Origin of the sequence: Pseudoalteromonas sp. ASV78 (genome assembly GCF_047806705.1) — a bacterium.
GTDB lineage: Bacteria > Pseudomonadota > Gammaproteobacteria > Enterobacterales > Alteromonadaceae > Pseudoalteromonas > Pseudoalteromonas prydzensis_A.
Genome location: NZ_JBLOPA010000002.1, coordinates 642,291 through 660,567, shown reverse-complemented (window position 1 = coordinate 660,567; position 18,277 = coordinate 642,291). Strand labels below are relative to the sequence as shown.

The following is an 18,277-nucleotide window of genomic DNA, read 5'->3' as shown; positions in this document are numbered from 1 at the left end:
CGATGTTAGATCCCGCAATACAAAGTTACTTTTCTGAGCGAAAAGAAGCTTGGATGAAAAAGAACCTGAACACAGCAATGCAAGAGCATGAGGTAAAGGAACTAGAGCAATTATGTGAACAGCAGTTTTCATTAAATGAATGGTTGCCTAATGCTGCAAAAAGGGCGGGGAGTCGCGCTTTTTCTACTCACCCTAGTAAATTTAGTCATCCTAGTACAGGTATTGGTAAGAATAATAAAAAAATTGGTACTTATGTAACGCCAGTTATTGCGACCGCAGAAAAGGTTAATGATGGTTTTTTAAAGAGTGGAAGTGTTTCAGTTGATACCGATTCTTTAGGTGATGCCGCTGCCCTTGACGTTGATAAATTTCTAAATTTAATTCTTCAAGATGGGAAAAACTTACTTACCCATATCCAGCAAGAAACCGACTTGGCTAAAGCGTTATTAACGATTAAAGCTGCTAACTACCAAGATTTAAGAAGTGGTTTTTTAGCCATGGTAGAAGGTGCGACTGAAAGCATAACCAGCTCTAAAATAAAACAAGTGTACTTTCCTGTTGATGATGACTATCACCAATTATCACTGTTAACTAATTCGGGCATGGTTTATCAATTACGTTCTCGCTTAGATAAATTACGTTTTTCAGATGAAGTAAAAGAACGTCGCGATAAAAAGCGCAAAAACGAGTTTAGTGAGCAGGGTTTTAGTGAAATTTACGGTTTAACCACAATAGGGTACGGTGGAACTAAACCGCAAAATATCAGTGTTTTGAATAATCAAAATGGCGGTAAAGCACACCTTTTATCATCGTTGCCACCGAGTATTGAAAAACGCAGTATACATTTTCCTAGAAGTGATTTTTTTACCGAGTCATTTAAAAAATATGAATATGTAGATAATTTCAAAGCGCTGCATAAACTATTTCAGACTGACTATAACAATATCAAACTTCGTGATGCGAGAGATCGTAACCTTCAACAAATCATAAATTTACTCATCGAGAAAATGTGGGCGGTTCGTGCAGTTTCACAAGCACAATACCACGCGGAAACGTCTTCACTATCAAGCGTGCAACTGACTTGGTTACATGATGATTTTGCTGATGAAAGAGAAAAATCAGCGCAATGGTTAAATTTACTCATCACTGAGATATCCACATGGTTAACGCGTAGTTATGAAAAGGTGCTAGATAAAAAAGCCATCAAATTAGGCGATGCGGAACGCTTACATTTTGCAGAAGTGATTGAACGTAATAGGGAGTTTTTAAAATGAACAACATAAAGCGATTGTTATTATTACCCCATATAAAAGTACATAACGCCAATGCACTTTCTAGCCCGTTTACTATTGGTTTTCCTGCCATGACAGCATGGCTTGGGGCGGTGCATGCATTACAGCGCAAATTAAATGTTCAAGGCTATAGCGATATTAAATTTAATAGTGTTGCAGTCATTAACCATCAATGTGATTTACAAACTCACAAAGGGGTTGATGATTTTGTGCACTCAATTATTGGTACGGGTAACCCGTTAGATAAAACGGGGGCAAGAAGTGCATTTATCGAAGAAGCGCGTTGTCATTTAACCGTGTCATTAGTGATTGAATACACTGGCATTGAAAAAGATGATGAATCAGAAGTGCGAGAAAAAATCGCCCATTTACTTAACAGCAATATGAAAATGGCTGGCGGTGATATTTTAACGTTTAAAGCACCACAATTTTTCAAAGTTGAAAATGGAAATCCAGTCGATCTTAGTGCATTAACACGAAAGCTTATGCCAGGTTACGCCTTAATTGAGCGTCGCGACTTAATGACGGAAGCAATGAATGCAGGGCAAGATGCAATGGATGCTTTGCTAGATAACCTCGTCATTCAACATCACTGTGAAAAAGTAGCAGATGAAATGAATGAAGAGAAAGTGATATGGACAAGTAAACGCAAAAATAAAGGTTGGCTTGTGCCTATTGCGACCGGTTTTCATGGTTTGACTGAATTAGGTGAAGCCAAAAATCAACGTGATCCCAATACCCCGCATCGTTTCGCTGAAAGTGTCGTGACTTTGGGGGAATTTAAAATGCCACACAGTATTAAATCAATTGATGAAATATTGTGGCGTTATCAAACGGATCAAACCAATAACTTATATCTTTGTGCTCAAACTCAAAAAATCATACTAACCGAACAAGATATTGAAGACTCATATTACGCATAACTTAATTTATTAAAGGAAAATTATCATGGCTAAAAATCAAGACACCGCATCAGTACTAGCATTTGAAAAGAAATTAGTACCATCAGATGGTTATATGTACGGCACACAATGGGAAGAACGAAATAGTAACGCTAGTCAAACAGCGCTACAACTCATTGAAAAATCGGTACGCGGCACTATTTCAAATCGTTTAAAAGCGGCGATTAAAAGTGACCCTGTAAAACTCAACGCAGAAGTCGAAAAAGCTAACTTACAAACGGTTGACAGCTGTGCATTAGCACCAGAGCAAGACACCTTAAAATTACACTTTACCTTAAAAGTATTAGGTGGAGTGCAAACCCCTTCAGCTTGTAACAATGCGCTTTTTAAAGAAAGTTATACCAAAGCGGTAAATGCATACATTGAAAAAGAAAGCTTTAAAGAGCTAGGTAAACGTTATGCCCTTAATTTAGCAAATGCCCGTTTTTTATGGCGTAACCGTGTGGGCGCAGAAAACATAGAAGTACAAGTAAATGCTTTAAATAAAAACAGTAAACAATCATGGCTATTTGATGCGACTGAATTTAGTACACGTCATTTTAATAATGATGATAAACAAGTTGTCGAATTAGGTGAACGCATTGCTGCGGCATTATCAAGTGAAGATGATTTCTTAATGTTAGAGATTAATTGTTTTGCACAAGTTGGCAAGGCGCAAGAAGTTTATCCAAGTGAAGAATTAGTACTTGATAAAGGCAAGGGGAAGAAAAGTAAAATCCTCTATTCAGTGAATGATATTGCTGCGATGCACTCACAAAAATTAGGTAATGCACTGCGCAGTATTGATACTTGGTATCCAGAATTTGATGATGCTGAAAAAACCGCTGGACCAATCGCAATTGAACCTTATGGTGCGGTTACCAATTTAGGCAAAGCGTATAGAACCCCAAAAGACAAACAAGATTTTTACACCTTTTTTGACAAATGGGCACGCGGTACAGAGTTAGACCGTATTGAAGATGAGCACTATGTTATGGCGACTTTAGTGCGTGGTGGTGTTTTTGGCGAAAGTGATAAATAGCTTTTGGGCCATATAGGAGAGAGACATGAAATATTATCTCGATATTACCTTATTGCCAGAAGCTGACATTACCCTCGGTTTCCTCTGGCAAAAGGTTTACCAACAAGTGCATATAGCCTTAGTTGATAACAAAGTCGCTGAAAACCAATCGGCGATTGCCGTGAGTTTTCCTCGCTACAGTACTGAAAAAAGTAGTAAGCATGCGTTTCCGCTTGGCAATCAATTAAGATTATTGGCAAATGAAGAGTCGCAACTTACTAAACTTAACATTTCAAAATGGTTAAATCGTTTTGAAGACTACGTGCATATTAAGTCGATAAAGGCAGTGCCCGATAATGCCTCCCACATAGCCTTCATTCGCCAACAAGTTAAAGGTGATGCTCGTATCGAAAAGGATATGTTAAGTAAAGCACAACGCTGGGCTGAAAAATCAGGGCAACCGCTTGATGCCTGCTTAACAGAACTTGAAAAAACTAAGCCTAAAGCAGATAACTCATTACCTTTTATTTGGTTAGAAAGCCAAGAAACTAAGCAGCGGAACACTGGAGACAGCCGAAAGTTTCCATTGTTTATCAAAAGAGTAGGGCTTGAGGAACATCAAACGGGTGTATTTAATTGTTATGGTTTAAGTTCACACCATAACAAACAAGGAAAGCTGGCAAGTATTCCTCAGTTTTAACCTTTATTTTTGCTCTTTAAAAATTAGAAACTAAAACAATAAGTTACAACAGCACTAAAAAATTAGGTAAAAATAGATAATTTTACCTAATCACCTGTTGTAACTTATTTTTTGCCTGATATTCTATTGTTCACTGCCACGCAGGCAGCTTAGAAAATCACTCATGATCCACGGTAGTAATTGGTCCTGTTCACTGCCACGCAGGCAGCTTAGAAAGCTCAATAGGCGGGTTTGTGTTAATGTGCTTTTGTTCACTGCCACGCAGGCAGCTTAGAAATTAGAGGCGCTAACCTTAGAGGCGCTAACCTTGTTCACTGCCACGCAGGCAGCTTAGAAAAACCACACCCGTTAACCTTTCAATTGCGCTATTGTTCACTGCCACGCAGGCAGCTTAGAAACATTTCGTCGGCTAGTTCTTCAGTCTCACGAAGTTCACTGCCACGCAGGCAGCTTAGAAAAATAACAAATGTACTCTTTGTCTGTCTCGCCGGTTCACTGCCACGCAGGCAGCTTAGAAATATATACACTTTATTGTTAGATAAAGTAAACGGTTCACTGCCACGCAGGCAGCTTAGAAAAATAGGTAAACCGGAGTTATCAATTTCTTGATGTTCACTGCCACGCAGGCAGCTTAGAAATTGGCAAATACTAAGGAAACTAAAACTACCTCGTTCACTGCCACGCAGGCAGCTTAGAAAGGTAATGAGGGGTTTGATCCGGATAGCCACCAGTTCACTGCCACGCAGGCAGCTTAGAAAGGTTGCAGGTCTGGGTTGTGGTTGACGGGGATGTTCACTGCCACGCAGGCAGCTTAGAAAATTCATCCCCCGCTACTTCGTGTAATAGATCGGTTCACTGCCACGCAGGCAGCTTAGAAATGTTTTTGAGTCGATAAAGCGGATGCCGCCACGTTCACTGCCACGCAGGCAGCTTAGAAAAAGTGGGCGAAAACGACATTGTATTAGCTTTTAGTTCACTGCCACGCAGGCAGCTTAGAAAATGGAAGAAATACGCGCTAAGCACCCTAACATGTTCACTGCCACGCAGGCAGCTTAGAAAGTCATGAGAATGTGATGCAGACACATTTAATCGTTCACTGCCACGCAGGCAGCTTAGAAACTGCGTATGCTGATACATTAATTTTCTAATCTGTTCACTGCCACGCAGGCAGCTTAGAAAATAAACCAGATCGTTGGCGTTTCACCGTCAATGTTCACTGCCACGCAGGCAGCTTAGAAAAACCCAATCGGTTTAATTGTCGCAGGTATTGCGTTCACTGCCACGCAGGCAGCTTAGAAATGTGTACGCACTAGGCGTACGGGGCGCATTGCGTTCACTGCCACGCAGGCAGCTTAGAAATGATTCAAAAGGGTATTTACCCTCTCCTTTTTGTTCACTGCCACGCAGGCAGCTTAGAAATTACGTGATTTGGTAAATCATCACTGTAAGAGGTTCACTGCCACGCAGGCAGCTTAGAAATTTCAGCTAAATGCAAGTCCGTTGATAGTCTGGTTCACTGCCACGCAGGCAGCTTAGAAATCATACTTCTGGTGGAATAACTAGCAATAAAAGTTCACTGCCACGCAGGCAGCTTAGAAATCTTGCGCCTTATCACCTGTTCCATCAAATGCGTTCACTGCCACGCAGGCAGCTTAGAAATAACTCTATCGCAGCGGCCATACAAGTACATGGTTCACTGCCACGCAGGCAGCTTAGAAAAGTTTGTATACGCGCTGGTCACGTTTAACAAGGTTCACTGCCACGCAGGCAGCTTAGAAATATAAAGCCCGGCATGCTCGTTGGCATTAGGTGTTCACTGCCACGCAGGCAGCTTAGAAAATCTAAAACTGATGCCATTAACGACCCGTCTTGTTCACTGCCACGCAGGCAGCTTAGAAAAATCACCTAGCAGACATGATGCTGGTCAGCATGTTCACTGCCACGCAGGCAGCTTAGAAATACCATCCATAAATGCTTTAATATTAGCGTCAGTTCACTGCCACGCAGGCAGCTTAGAAACAACTTTCCAAGGTTTATTAAGATATTTTAATGTTCACTGCCACGCAGGCAGCTTAGAAAATCAACCATTTGCCCTTTACGGTCTTTGATTTGTTCACTGCCACGCAGGCAGCTTAGAAATACCTATAGAAAAAGAACCCGTAAGGGCTCGTGTTCACTGCCACGCAGGCAGCTTAGAAAAAAACAAGGCGTGTCAACAACTTTAGTTTTACGTTCACTGCCACGCAGGCAGCTTAGAAACGTAGCTTTTCTGGGTTATATCCATTATCACCGTTCACTGCCACGCAGGCAGCTTAGAAATCATACTTCTGGTGGAATAACTAGCAATAAAAGTTCACTGCCACGCAGGCAGCTTAGAAACTTCAAGCATTTTGAGCATAAAAATGCCTGATTGTTCACTGCCACGCAGGCAGCTTAGAAAACCGAAACGGCTTATAGTCGCATCGATGTTTGGTTCACTGCCACGCAGGCAGCTTAGAAAGTATGGCGCGCATTCATGGCAAACCAGATTACGTTCACTGCCACGCAGGCAGCTTAGAAATAGAACAAGTGCCAGCCACCCAGCAACAAGCTGTTCACTGCCACGCAGGCAGCTTAGAAAAAAAAGCCTAAAACGGCGGTCGCAGCGGCTAAGTTCACTGCCACGCAGGCAGCTTAGAAACTAGCGCCGGAAGGCTTACGGCAGGACGGCGTGTTCACTGCCACGCAGGCAGCTTAGAAAAGCTCGCGGGGCACGAGTTTGTTCTCGCGCTCGTTCACTGCCACGCAGGCAGCTTAGAAAACTAATTGAAAAAATGAATGCCTACGTTTTGGGTTCACTGCCACGCAGGCAGCTTAGAAACGAGTAGTAGGGGCGTTGACCCTCTGAACTGTTGTTCACTGCCACGCAGGCAGCTTAGAAAGACAACATGTTCGCCGCGTTGCGCGTCGCGGGGTTCACTGCCACGCAGGCAGCTTAGAAATGTTTCTTTACGTTTTATTTCTACATCTACACGTTCACTGCCACGCAGGCAGCTTAGAAATATTACTTGATAAACTTCAGCACTTGTATGATGTTCACTGCCACGCAGGCAGCTTAGAAAAGTACGCAACCATAGCCAAAAACGTACTCATGGTTCACTGCCACGCAGGCAGCTTAGAAAGCATTGAAGAACAAGCCGCAGTAACCACACAGGTTCACTGCCACGCAGGCAGCTTAGAAAGTTGCGGCTTAGGGGGATAACCAATGCCTTATGTTCACTGCCACGCAGGCAGCTTAGAAACGGCAGGCCAAACACCGCGTTTGATGGTTTTGTGTTCACTGCCACGCAGGCAGCTTAGAAATGCTACATGGCAAGAACAAACGGGCAAACTAGGTTCACTGCCACGCAGGCAGCTTAGAAAAAACGCATGTATTAGCGCTGAGGAAACCTGATGTTCACTGCCACGCAGGCAGCTTAGAAATCAGCGTCACCCCAAACACCTAAGCCTAAAGGGTTCACTGCCACGCAGGCAGCTTAGAAACTCTGGAAGTTTTAGAACATCCGAGACAATCAGTTCACTGCCACGCAGGCAGCTTAGAAATAACTCTTATATAAATACAAATACAACCCTAAGTTCACTGCCACGCAGGCAGCTTAGAAATTTACGTTGCGGCAACTCTGCAATTTGCTGTTGTTCACTGCCACGCAGGCAGCTTAGAAAAGCGTCCCAGGCTCACCGGTTGAGCATGACCGGTTCACTGTAAGCGTATAGCTAACGACACCTAGCTTTGCTTAATAATATTCCAAGGTAGCAGTGGCTCAAGGTTATCTGGCTGCTCAGCAAAGCGCTGTAAGCAAGTAGAGATATAGTCATGCACCACAAGGTTATTTGCCTTTGCGGTATCAATAAGACTATAAAGTATAGCGCTGGCATGTGCACCATTGCAGGTATTTGAGAACAACCAGTTTTTCGTCCTATTACGAACGGTTTTATGGCTCGCTCTGCACGGTTATTATCAATACTGAGCCTGCCATCATCGAGGTAACGCCTGAATTTCTCAAACTGATTTATCGCATAGGTAATTGCTTTACCTAGCGCCATTTGGGGAGGGATTTTATCTTTGTGCTTGAGTAACCATTGATACAATTCATCAACGATTGGTTTGGCTTTTCTCTGCCTAATCTTGAATTTTTCATCGTGCGATTTATCTTTGATGGCTTGCTCAATACCGTAGAGCTTGCGAATAAGGTTTAGTGCTACATCTGCTTTGACGGTTTTTTTATTATTGCCTTTAGCCTCGATGAATTTACGGCGCATATGGGCTAAGCACGCAACCAGTGTTGCATTCGTTTGCTCGTAAGCCTTGTAGCCGTCAACGTGCATGTAGCCTTCGTAACCATCAAGGAAATCAACCGCACATTGGCCTGCGCGACTGTTATGGTAATCAAAGAGGACAATATTAGTGCCTTTACCTGGTTTATCATCGCCGCAACAATACAGCCACATATAGCTGGTTGCTTTATCTGCATTAATGACGTTTAACGGGGTTTCATCGCCGTGAATAACCGGTTGAGATAGCAACACGTCTTTTAAGCGTTGATACAGAGGGGACAACAGGTCTGCGCAGCGCAACATCCAGCTCGACATGGTTTGTCTACTCAACTCAATACCAATATCGCCTAACATGGTTTCTTGGCGATAAAGTGGTAAGCCAAACTGGTATTTACACATGATTATTTGGCTCAGCAAGCTGGGCGTTGCGATGCTTTTTGGAATGGCTGTTGCGGGCATAAGGGCGGTTTTTACCACACTTTCAATGCCTTCACGCTCACAGTGACGGCACGTATATTTTGGGCGAATGGTTTTGATGACTTTGATATGCGCTGGCACAAACTCGAGTGCTTCACTGCTGCTTTCACCCATTTTGTGAAGGGGGCTTTGACAGCAATCACACATTTTTTCATCCTCTTCGAGGTCAACAACCACCTCAATTCGCGGCAACTGCGCTGGCAGTGGGCGGCGTTTCGGTTTGGCTTTTTCTTTCTTTACTGAGGCTGATGTGGCCAATAGCGCTTTATCATGTTCATCGAGAATATCTTCAGCTTCATTGAATACTTCGCCTGCACCCGGCATCTTTTCAGATTTCTTGGCGTACTCTTTGGCTAGTTTCGCGTTATAAGCTTGTAGCAATTCGTGAATTTGCGCGTCTTTTTCAGCCAACTTTTCATCCATATGCTGTTGCAACTCAAGCAACATGCGCTTGAGCTGTTCTGGGTCGTCAGGAAGTGAGTGTGCATCAATTTTCATGTTCGCAATTTAACAGAATTTGACGGTGTTTTCTTGCTTGACGCAAAGATAAAACAGACTGTGTGGCAACGATCATTTACTGCCAATATGATCGATTAGATCATCGATTGATACCGCAACTCTTCATGACCAAGCACATCATATCCCGACAACAACCAATCCAGTTGCTCTGGACTGAGCTCAAATTCTTGCAGACTGGCTTTGTTTGGCCATTTGAACTTTTGCTTTTGTCGAGTAGCCAGACCCGATTACTCGAGCCCAGCCCTCTAAGAACGGTACGTGCGAGTTTCCCCGCATACCGCTCAAGTCGTTATAACGCCATGTAGGATGGCGCAGCAGTATTTTGACTCCTATGAATGCTGTTATGGCAATAAGGATGAACAACCACGGTATTACTCGCTTTATTATCACCACCTAAATATAAAGGTACTAGGCGGTGAATATTCCAACCAGTTTTAGCCGTTATTTTTTCTTTGCAATACAAACACTCACCATTTTGACGTGATAATAATCTATGCAGACGTTCTTTGTTGCGAGAATTTACTAACACATCAAGCCGAGATTCAAAGTAAGTTTCATGTGTCGGATCGTAAGGGTTTGCATCGGAATTGATCTTTGGATGTCGCACAATCGGCATTGCTGCTAACCGAAATAAGCCTATTTGTTTATCACCGGTGCAGAATGTCCAATTACGCGCCCCAATAGAGTGGAAGTATCTAGCCCTAATCCAGTATTTTCCTTTTCTAGGATGTCTACGACATGCCCATTTCCAGAGTAGCAACCATATATCAGAGTCAATCTTGCAAAATACTTCCTTTGCGACACTGTGTCGGTGATAATTGCACCAACCTCTTAATATTGGATTAAGCTGAAAGATTAGCCTGTCTTGTCGACTAGAGCGATATTTGGTGATCGTAAGTCTCAACTTATTCATCAGATGTAGAACGCTTTTGCTACTGGGTTTGACCAATAATTTGCCATTATACTTTCTGAGATTTTGACCAAGAAAATCAAAACCCTCTGATATATGCCTAACGTGCGTTTTTTCTGGCGATAATGCCAAACCACGTTGGGACATAAATTCATTAATACAAGGCAATATTGTATCTACCAAAAACGCTTGAGAATGAGCCGTTACAACAAAATCATCGGCATATCTGATTACAGAGACTCTCTTAACATTAGAACGAATTTCACGGTGCTTACCTCTTTTAACACCAGAAGCTTCTTCAATTGTTCCTTGCAGTTGATTCAATACCATATTCATTAACGTCGGCGAGATTATTCCTCCTTGCGGTGTTCCTGCAAGTGTTGGATATACCTTACCAGACTCCATAAAGCCAGCATTCAGCCACTGTGAAAGGATTGGTTTGTCGATGTTTAAGTGCTTTAGCATCCACTCATGGCTGATATTATCGAAGCAACCTTTAATGTCCGCATCAAGCACCCATTCTCCCGCACGTTTGCGACACAATACTTTGAAGCATTGTTCGATCGCATCAGCACAAGACCTTTGTTTTCGAAAACCAAAAGAATTGCCGTCACTGTTTGTCTCCACTTCTGGCTCAACGGCTAGCAAATATAGTGCTTGCATCCCACGATCCAGCATTGTGGGGATACCGAGAGGTCTTTTCTGCCCATTCGACTTTGGAATAAAGACTCGCCTTAATGGACTTGCCTTGTATCCAGAGCGTTTGAGCGATGAGATTGCTCGCCATTTTTTAGTAGCACTTTGCCATGTTTCGCCATCAACACCAGACGTTTTACGCCCTTTGTTCTCCGTTACTTGTTTAACCGCAAGGGCTTTCGCATAAAAGGAATGAGTCAATAACCATTGCAGGCTTTTAACTTTCCCTTTTCTCCCTTGCTTTACTGCTTTCACAATACGCGCTTGCAATGATCCTACGTAGCGCTTTGCAGCCTTCCAATCGATGTTAGACCAGCATTGCGCTTCGTTTATAGGTGCACATTGTTCATAAGAGCAATTCATTTGCATTCCTAAGCTAAAATCTTATTACAAATTTCTTGTGATTAACCACTCGATGGAAGTGGGCTATGCTTTCGCATGATGTCACGTTCAATACATCTATCTTTGCCATTACAGCAAGGCATTCGCTTTCTCCATCGTCCTTTACCCGCATGCCCGTCATTCATTCTTACGAAGAAACTACCTCAACGAGGGAGCATACGGGCTTACCAAGTTCCGCTTTATTCACATAATGGGTTAGTGTCAGTCAATCCGCCGGGGGCACATTAAATTGCGTAACATGAGACTAGAGCATGTTAACTTGTCCACCACACCTTTTGGTTCAAGCTTGTCAGCATCTTTAGCTTGTTTACAATGACGACAGTTACAACTGTTCAGTTAATTACACATACCATTAATTCCTAGGGCCCAACCGCATGATGCTTGCAGTTTGTTCAACATCACTATTGAACTTAAGGCTACATTGTCTTTCGAGCTTCACACCCCACCATTGCTAGTGACGCATATCGAAATAGGAAACCTTCGGCAATACGAAGGGTTGAATCAAAGTTCAACAGTAAACAAAGCGACTTCTTGTCGCACCTAATCGCTTGTACCACAAAGCAAACCCCGTTTTATCCCAGTAAACCAGCTTGAGTTTATCCTTCGCTTTGTTGCAAAATAAAAATAAAGCGCCAGTATAGGCATCACGTTCAAGCTCACCCTCAACGATTGCGACCAGACCATCAATGGATTTTCGAAAATCCACAGCATCGCGGTGTAAGTAAATACACTTTGGTTCAACAAACATTTTCATCAGGCAAGCTCGCGTAGTAATTGGCCTAGATAAAATGCAGGCGTTGTGGGAGGCAAACTGACGTTTACTTTTCCGACTTCGAGGGTAATCGACAGTTGGTGTTCGGTGACGTCAACGTGTTTAGCTACTTTAGCGCGAACAAAGCTGCCTGATGATTCATTAAGCTTACTTCGTGCGGCATAGAAGCTTGTTTTTGATAAAGCATGTTGCTGGCAATAGTCAGTGATAGTTAAATCGCTGGCTTGTTGTTCTTCAATAATACTGCGCCATTGTTCAAGGCTGCGTGTTTTTCTCATGGCTATCTCCTCATTGAAATTCGGAAATAGCTTAATCATTTTGACGAGTTACTGGCAGGTGCATTTTGCTAGACGCTTACGGTTCACTGCCACGCAGGCAGCTTAGAAACTAATAAATGGACTGGCAGTGCCATCGGAGAAGTTCACTGCCACGCAGGCAGCTTAGAAAGCAATCCACCACTGCATTGGCAAACGGCTAAAGTTCACTGCCACGCAGGCAGCTTAGAAAAATGCACCGGCTATTTGCCCCTCAACCTCAGCGTTCACTGCCACGCAGGCAGCTTAGAAAGCACCAGCAATGCCGGTTATGAACACGAAATGGTTCACTGCCACGCAGGCAGCTTAGAAAGAGCTAAACGCTCAGTAATAGCTAACGGCTCCGTTCACTGCCACGCAGGCAGCTTAGAAAAGCTTAAAAACCCGCCTTATCGAATGGACAAGGTTCACTGCCACGCAGGCAGCTTAGAAAAATTGCGCACCGCCTTCAAGTTCTGAAATAAAGTTCACTGCCACGCAGGCAGCTTAGAAATGTGGCTTCACCAACACCCTGTAGCGCCAAACGTTCACTGCCACGTAGGCAGCTTAGAAATTATCAAGTCGAAGATAGAACAACCTTTTGCGGTTCACTGCCACGTAGGCAGCTTAGAAAAGTTGGCCAAGTGTGCGTACACTCTACGATTTGTTCACTGCCACGTAGGCAGCTTAGAAACAAGGAACGGCGCGGGTAAACATTTACTAGTATGTTCACTGCCATGTAGGCAGCTTAGAAAGAATCGTCTGAAATTTCGAGCTTGCGCAGTGCGTTCACTGCCACGTAGGCAGCTTAGAAAATGTGTATTTAGGCGCTCAGCAGCGCTATGTGGTTCACTGCCACGTAGGCAGCTTAGAAATAATAGTAAGCTCGTTGCCGATGGTAAGGGCGTTCACTGCCACGTAGGCAGCTTAGAAACTGCACCACTGTTCGGTGTGCCAACTCTTGTGGTTCACTGCCACGTAGGCAGCTTAGAAAACGATGTTATTTTACATAAAGCGTTGATGTATGTTCACTGCCACGTAGGCAGCTTAGAAAGATAGGCCGAAACCCCGACTGCTGGAACAGCACTTCACTGCCACGTAGGCAGCTTAGAAATTAAAATATATTTAACCGCTCAAATTTTTAGCGTTCACTGCCACGCAGGCAGCTTAGAAATGTTACGCGGGCTATTGCGCTTTGGTCTACTGGTTCACTGCCACGCAGGCAGCTTAGAAAACAGAGCGTGATAACCGCTGGCGCTTCCTAGAGTTCACTGCCACGCAGGCAGCTTAGAAACACAAATACGTAATAGACAAAGTTAAAAGCGTGTTCACTGCCACGCAGGCAGCTTAGAAAGTTCAGAATGGCGCGCGAGTCTCGCTGGGCTAGTTCACTGCCACGCAGGCAGCTTAGAAAGGTATCAATGCTAAACGCGCAGTACTCATTTTGTTCACTGCCACACAGGCAGCTTAGAAAAGATTGCCACCGACCAAGGCGCAAACCGAAAAGTTCACTGCCACGCAGGCAGCTTAGAAATTTAATCCGTTTTGGTGGCGGAAAGGTGTAGAGTTCACTGCCGCACAGGCAGCTTAGAAAGCTGTAGATATTACCGACTGATTCACCAATCACGTCACCGCCGAACAGGCGGCTTAGAAATGTAATATTATTAAGTGGTGAAATCTCGCGCACTTCACCGCCGAACAGGCAGCTTAGAAATTCAAAATCGCTGTACCACTGCGGCACACTCAGTTCACTGCCACACAGGCAGCTTAGGTGATGAGTGACCGAAACGAAGTTTCGCAGCGCGAAGAAATGAGGTCATGGATGACCGATGTGACCAAGCTCCATGGATGGATTCAAACGCCGATGTTAATTTAACAACAGTTCACCGCCGAACAGGCGGCTTAGAAACACCACATAACCAATATGCAATCGTTCGCAGCCTTCACCGCCGAACAGGCGGCTTAGAAAAAGTACTAGTGCTAATTTAATTGGCTCATATTTCAATTGATGAAGTGGATCATTTTTGCATTGCAGGTAAAATTTCGCGCTAAAGCACGACCTACAACACAGGCAGCTTAGGTGGCGAGGGACCGAAATGGAGCTTCGCAGCCTGAGGAAGAGAGGTCATGGCAGATTTTTGTTCCCGACAAAATCTAAGTACCTAAATCCATTTAGGCAATGACCGATGTGACCAAGCTCCATGGATGGATTGTTAACACAGAAGGTTATTCTTAAATTAAGTCACTTTCGCGCTAAAGCACGACCTACAATTTAAAAGCTTCGCTTTTCGCGTGAGCAAGCTCTACGCCTACATCCATAAACACCAAGCTACCAAGATGCACCTGTTTCCATGATGGGAACTGATGCTAGGATAAGCCGCAGCTCGTTACCTTTTGTCTTCTCATTTACTCTCATTCACTTCTCATTGTGCAAAATGATTTTAAGTGATGTATTCACAAAGAGGTTATGAGGCGCTGCGCTTTAGAGCAGTGATATAAAAAGCTGTTAGGTTCCAGAAAGTGATTAGGTGCTAAGTATCGTATCCCGCGGATTGGGCGCGATGCTATCTTTAACCCTTCGGCGCTAAAGCGCTCTCCTACACGCCATACTGCTGATGTTTACGACGACAATATAAAGCACGACCTACAATTTAAAAGCTTCGCTTTCGCGTGAGCAAGCTCTACGCCTACATCCATAAACACCAAGCTACCAAGAAGCACCTGTTACTATCGTAGGAACTGGTGCTAGGGTAAGCCGCAGCTCGTTACCTTTTGTCTTCTCATTCACTTCTCTTTGTGCAAAATGATTTTAAGTGATGTATTCACAAAGAGGTTATGAGGCGCTGCGCTTTAGAGCAGTGATATAAAAAGCTGTTAGGTTCCAGAAAGTGATTAGGTGCTAAGTATCGTATCCCGCGGATTGGGCGCGATGCTATCTTTAACCCTTCGGCGCTAAAGCGCTCTCCTACACGCCATACTGCTGATGTTTACGACGACAATATAAAGCACGACCTACAATTTAAAAGCTTCGCTTTCGCGTGAGCAAGCTCTACGCCTACATCCATAAACACCAAGCTACCAAGAAGCACCTGTTACTATCGTAGGAACTGGTGCTAGGGTAAGCCGCAGCTCGTTACCTTTTGTCTTCTCATTCACTTCTCTTTGTGCAAAATGATTTTAAGTGATGTATTCACAAAGAGGTTATGAGGCGCTGCGCTTTAGAGCAGTGATATAAAAAGCTGTTAGGTTTGGAGTATTGTTGAATTTATAAAGGGAGTGTTTTTAAGCAACATGCAACGCTTTGGTTTGTCGTGAGGTTAGCGCGCTGCTACCAATGAGCGCTTGGGGTAGTGGGCGTTAATGTGTTTCGTCAAAAACTTGAATTTGATTGCGGCCGGAGTTTTTTGCCATATACAGTGCGCTGTCGGCGGCGAGGATCATCATATCTGCGGTGGTGTTTTGATCTGGTTTGCAGCTATAACATCCGATGCTGATGGTGAGGTAGTCGGCTACGTTTGAATTTGGGTGAGGAATTTTTAGTTGGCTTATTTGCTGTTGCAGTAACTTGGCAAATTTTAAGCAGTGGGTTTTGTCAATGCTGGGTAATACAATTGCAAATTCTTCTCCGCCATAGCGGGCTGCTAAATCACCTTGTCGCTTACATAAACTATGTAATGCATGGGCAACTTGTTTGAGTGCGTGGTCACCTTGTCTGTGGCCATAGTTGTCGTTATACAGTTTAAAATAATCAATATCACAAATGATCAAACTCAAGGGTTGCTGTGAGCGTGTTGCTCGTTGAATTTCACTGAGTAAGGTTTGATCAAAGCATCGGCGGTTGGCGATATTTGTTAGGCTGTCGAGGTTGGCTTGTGATTGCAGTTCTTTATTCACTAACAGTAGTTGTTGTTGGGCATGTTCTAAACGTTGTTTATAAAAAACATTTTTGAGGGCGTTGGTAATAATTTCACCAACCAGTTTAATGCGCATAAGATCGGTGTCGGTCCAATTGCGCATATGTGTTACGCAATCACAGCCAATGAACCCGAACAAAGCATTTTCTGAGCGCAGCCCAATACATAAAACAGACTTGATGCCTTCTGATTCAAATTCAGCTTTTTCGGCAGCGGCGGCTGCTGGGAGTATGCGTATATCAGGTACATTAAAAACATGTTTTTCGTTCATTGTGGCAAAAAAATACGGCAGTAAATCTTGTCGGATATCTTGCAGTTTTTCTTTAAAAGGTTTGACCTGCTTATTTACCCATTCGTGAGTGTTGCTCATTGCTTTGCCGTCTTCGCTAAATTGAAATAAATAGCTGCGATCGGCATCACAAAATGTACCTATGGTTTTTAAAGCACTTTCGATCTGTTGATCGAGATTATCTATCTGTATATCAATTAGCTGGGTTGATATTTTGGCGATTACTTCATCAAAGTCAGCCTGTTGTGAGATGGCTGATTGTGGTTCACACGCTAATATCATTAATTGCGGCGCAATCAAGCTATAGGTGACTTTAATGCATAGAGTCGTATTCTTTTTTGTTATATTGAAGCAGTGTTCAGCGTTATTATTAGGAGTTAAAAACGATTTATAATCGACTGGCTCTTTGCTATCTAAATGCAAAATAGCTAAATGTGCAAAGGCATTTTTTACTGGGCAGGTTGCAGGCATTAAGCCAAATAACCGCTGGCTTGAGGCATTAGCATGAAGCGTATCTGCTTGCTCGTCAAACAGCATGATTGCAACTGGTAATGCTTGTAATGATTGCCAAATTTCATCGACAGAATACTGTTTCACAGACTTTCCAACTTCATATTAACATATTAAGCTTATATTCATTTTTAAAAAAGTGGTACTTTAATTGCGCGTTTAATAGAGAAATTAGCGCAATATTAAGTTTTATAGTGCGTTTAAGTCTTGGAAGTACTACAATTGATACTGTATATCATTACTCTTTTCTTGATTCCATCAAAATGATGATTTTTAGCACACTTAGCACAGGTTAAATCGCCTTTCATGACAGACATTACAACGCATCAAGCCTCTCGCCGCAGATTATTAATTGCATTAGCTATCACCTGTTCATTTATGGTCATTCAGGTTATCGGCGCTTATTATGCCAACTCGTTAGCAGTGCTGGCCGATGCCGGGCATTTATTTGTTCATAATAGTTCTTTATTCATTGCGTTAATTGCCTCTAGTTTGGCGATTCATTTGGCTAAAAATTATAATGACGGTTATCAAAAAGCGGAGTTAACCGGTGGTTTGATCAACGGCTGTTTGTATTTAGCGATCAGTTTAGTGATCTTGTTCGAAGGGGGGGAGCGCTTTGTTCACCATCATGAAGGGCAAGGTCCTGAAGTTAATAGCTATTTAATGTCGGTCATTGCTGCGACGGGCTTTTTATTTCACGGCGCAGCGGCATGGGTATTATACAAAGGACGTAAGGCCAGTATTAATGTATATGCGGTCTTTTTACATTCATTTTTTGATTTAATATCAACGGTTTCTACCTTTATTGCTGGGATCCTTATTTATCTGACCGGGTGGAGCGTGATTGATATTTTGTCGAGTATGTTGATTGCGCTGTTTGTGCTGTTTACCGGTGTAAAAGTGATTGTAGGATGTGTGAAAGGGCTGCGTTTAAATAAAGCGAAATTGCCTGATGTCGCTGATATTGAGCAGGCAATTGGCCAAGTGGAACACGTAGAAAATGTGCATAATGTTACGGTTACCCGCCGTGACAAAGAACTGGTAGTGGGTGCCCATGTGGTGCTAAAACAACATTGTACCAAAGAAAAACATGATGAAGCATGCCGATTGAAGGTTGAGCAGTTGTTAGCGCAGCAGTTTAAGATTGCCATTAGTGTGTTACAAATCGAAAGTAATGGTTGCCAGCATTAAATTTAGTTAACTTGGCAAAATGGCTTTTTTCTT

9 protein-coding genes, 1 pseudogene and 2 CRISPR repeat arrays are annotated in these 18,277 nt (G+C 43.2%); of the genes and pseudogenes, 5 read left to right on the top strand and 5 right to left on the bottom strand.

The window, feature by feature from the left end; all coding sequences use genetic code 11:
* Positions 1-2 precede the first annotated feature (2 nt).
* The 4 genes from csy1 to cas6f are packed head-to-tail and all read left to right on the top strand — an operon-like array spanning position 3 to position 3,954.
* On the top strand, positions 3-1,274 hold the full coding sequence (csy1, locus tag ACMVDV_RS20955; protein WP_416159517.1) for a type I-F CRISPR-associated protein Csy1: 1,272 nt from the start codon (positions 3-5) through the stop codon (positions 1,272-1,274).
* Complete coding sequence (gene csy2 / locus ACMVDV_RS20950; protein WP_416159516.1) at positions 1,271-2,215, top strand: type I-F CRISPR-associated protein Csy2; 945 nt, start codon at positions 1,271-1,273, stop codon at positions 2,213-2,215. The genes csy1 and csy2 overlap by 4 nt, the downstream gene beginning before the upstream one ends.
* Before the next feature lie 25 nt (positions 2,216-2,240).
* Positions 2,241-3,275, top strand: coding sequence for a type I-F CRISPR-associated protein Csy3 (gene csy3 / locus ACMVDV_RS20945; protein WP_416159515.1), 1,035 nt, complete (start codon positions 2,241-2,243; stop codon positions 3,273-3,275).
* A 25-nt stretch (positions 3,276-3,300) separates the two neighbouring features.
* Positions 3,301-3,954, top strand: a complete 654-nt coding sequence (gene cas6f, locus ACMVDV_RS20940; protein WP_416159514.1) for a type I-F CRISPR-associated endoribonuclease Cas6/Csy4 — start codon at positions 3,301-3,303, stop codon at positions 3,952-3,954.
* A 128-nt stretch (positions 3,955-4,082) separates the two neighbouring features.
* A CRISPR array of direct repeats spans positions 4,083-7,656; the repeat unit is 28 nt; unit sequence GTTCACTGCCACGCAGGCAGCTTAGAAA.
* Between the two features lie 61 nt (positions 7,657-7,717).
* Here the strand turns inward: cas6f and tnpC are convergent.
* From tnpC to ACMVDV_RS20915, 5 genes and pseudogenes are all read right to left on the bottom strand, one after another.
* Positions 7,718-9,243, bottom strand: a pseudogene (gene tnpC / locus ACMVDV_RS20935) (IS66 family transposase).
* 310 nt (positions 9,244-9,553) lie between these two features.
* On the bottom strand, positions 9,554-11,233 hold the full coding sequence (ltrA, locus tag ACMVDV_RS20930) for a group II intron reverse transcriptase/maturase (RefSeq protein WP_248475026.1): 1,680 nt from the start codon (positions 11,231-11,233) through the stop codon (positions 9,554-9,556).
* Between the two features lie 547 nt (positions 11,234-11,780).
* Positions 11,781-12,026, bottom strand: coding sequence for an IS66 family insertion sequence element accessory protein TnpB (gene tnpB, locus ACMVDV_RS20925; RefSeq protein ID WP_192540579.1), 246 nt, complete (start codon positions 12,024-12,026; stop codon positions 11,781-11,783).
* On the bottom strand, positions 12,026-12,322 hold the full coding sequence (gene tnpA / locus ACMVDV_RS20920; RefSeq protein ID WP_416156997.1) for an IS66 family insertion sequence element accessory protein TnpA: 297 nt from the start codon (positions 12,320-12,322) through the stop codon (positions 12,026-12,028). Before tnpA ends, tnpB begins: the two co-directional genes overlap by 1 nt.
* A gap of 81 nt (positions 12,323-12,403) precedes the next feature.
* Positions 12,404-13,931: a CRISPR direct-repeat array (repeat unit 28 nt; unit sequence GTTCACTGCCACGCAGGCAGCTTAGAAA).
* A gap of 1,763 nt (positions 13,932-15,694) precedes the next feature.
* Positions 15,695-17,137 carry a diguanylate cyclase domain-containing protein gene (locus ACMVDV_RS20915; RefSeq protein ID WP_416159513.1) on the bottom strand — a complete coding sequence of 481 codons (1,443 nt, stop codon included), beginning with the start codon at positions 17,135-17,137 and terminating at the stop codon, positions 15,695-15,697.
* 219 nt (positions 17,138-17,356) lie between these two features.
* Between ACMVDV_RS20915 and ACMVDV_RS20910 the strand changes: the two genes are divergently transcribed.
* Positions 17,357-18,244, top strand: coding sequence for a cation diffusion facilitator family transporter (locus ACMVDV_RS20910; protein ID WP_416159512.1), 888 nt, complete (start codon positions 17,357-17,359; stop codon positions 18,242-18,244).
* Positions 18,245-18,277: the final 33 nt, after the last annotated feature.

Excerpts from the sequence above, each read along its gene's own strand:
- ltrA (WP_248475026.1), bottom strand. The coding sequence starts at position 11,233 with ATGAATTGCTCTTATGAACAATGTGCACCTATAAACGAAGCGCAATGC.
- csy2 (WP_416159516.1), top strand. The coding sequence starts at position 1,271 with ATGAACAACATAAAGCGATTGTTATTATTACCCCATATAAAAGTACAT.
- cas6f (WP_416159514.1), top strand. The coding sequence starts at position 3,301 with ATGAAATATTATCTCGATATTACCTTATTGCCAGAAGCTGACATTACC.
- csy3 (WP_416159515.1), top strand. The coding sequence starts at position 2,241 with ATGGCTAAAAATCAAGACACCGCATCAGTACTAGCATTTGAAAAGAAA.
- tnpB (WP_192540579.1), bottom strand. The coding sequence starts at position 12,026 with ATGAAAATGTTTGTTGAACCAAAGTGTATTTACTTACACCGCGATGCT.
- ACMVDV_RS20910 (WP_416159512.1), top strand. The coding sequence starts at position 17,357 with ATGACAGACATTACAACGCATCAAGCCTCTCGCCGCAGATTATTAATT.
- tnpA (WP_416156997.1), bottom strand. The coding sequence starts at position 12,322 with ATGAGAAAAACACGCAGCCTTGAACAATGGCGCAGTATTATTGAAGAA.
- csy1 (WP_416159517.1), top strand. The coding sequence starts at position 3 with ATGTTAGATCCCGCAATACAAAGTTACTTTTCTGAGCGAAAAGAAGCT.